This window comes from Paraburkholderia podalyriae (assembly GCF_014397785.1).
Classification (GTDB): Bacteria; Pseudomonadota; Gammaproteobacteria; order Burkholderiales; family Burkholderiaceae; genus Paraburkholderia; species Paraburkholderia podalyriae.
Genome location: NZ_VZQQ01000282.1, coordinates 1 through 610, shown reverse-complemented (window position 1 = coordinate 610; position 610 = coordinate 1). Strand labels below are relative to the sequence as shown.

2 pseudogenes are annotated in these 610 nt (G+C 64.6%); one reads left to right on the top strand and one right to left on the bottom strand.

The annotated features are described in order from the left end of the window. Positions 1-86: 86 nt before the first annotated feature. Positions 87-330, bottom strand: a pseudogene (locus tag F6X42_RS46685) (integrase); the annotation flags it as partial. A 161-nt stretch (positions 331-491) separates the two neighbouring features. Here F6X42_RS46685 and F6X42_RS46680 point away from each other — a divergent pair. Continuing rightward, positions 492-610, top strand: a pseudogene (locus tag F6X42_RS46680) (CapA family protein); the annotation flags it as partial.

The following is a 610-nucleotide window of genomic DNA, read 5'->3' as shown; positions in this document are numbered from 1 at the left end:
TTCGCACGACGCGGTCGATGTGCACATTGAACGTTAGCGTGGGCCGCAAACCCGTCTGCCACGAACGCTCAAGAATTCGGAGTGTCGCCGCGCACGATGACGCCGGCAAACGGATTGATGATCACGTGGTGCTGGCCGGCGAGCCACGCAAAGAGCGCGCGCAACACGGCGAGCGCATACGCGGCGGAGCGGACCGTCAGGCCGCGCGCGAACGGCCGCCATTCGGCGGAATCGCGCGGCCGCGGCGGGCCCGTCCAGCGCGCGGCCGGCGCCGGCCGGCGCAGGAACGCCCCGGTACGCGATCGCATCGTCGGTCGTGAGCGATGAGAGCGGGACGATTGTAGAACCTGCGTCGCGAGTGCGAAGCAGTGACTGCACGCGGCAGGCGCTTCTGTACAGCCCCGAATTCTGGACGCCGAAGTGCCAGCAAACTATCTTGAAGGCGTCTTGGGTGGCTTGCTGCACCGGGAACATTGGTTTTTTCCCGAAGGATGAACTGCGTCAAGCTGTTTCTGTGCGGGGACGTGATGTTGGGACGCGGTATCGATCAGATACTGCCGCATCCGAACCGGCCCCATCTCTTCGAACCCTATATGCGTTCGGCGAGAGG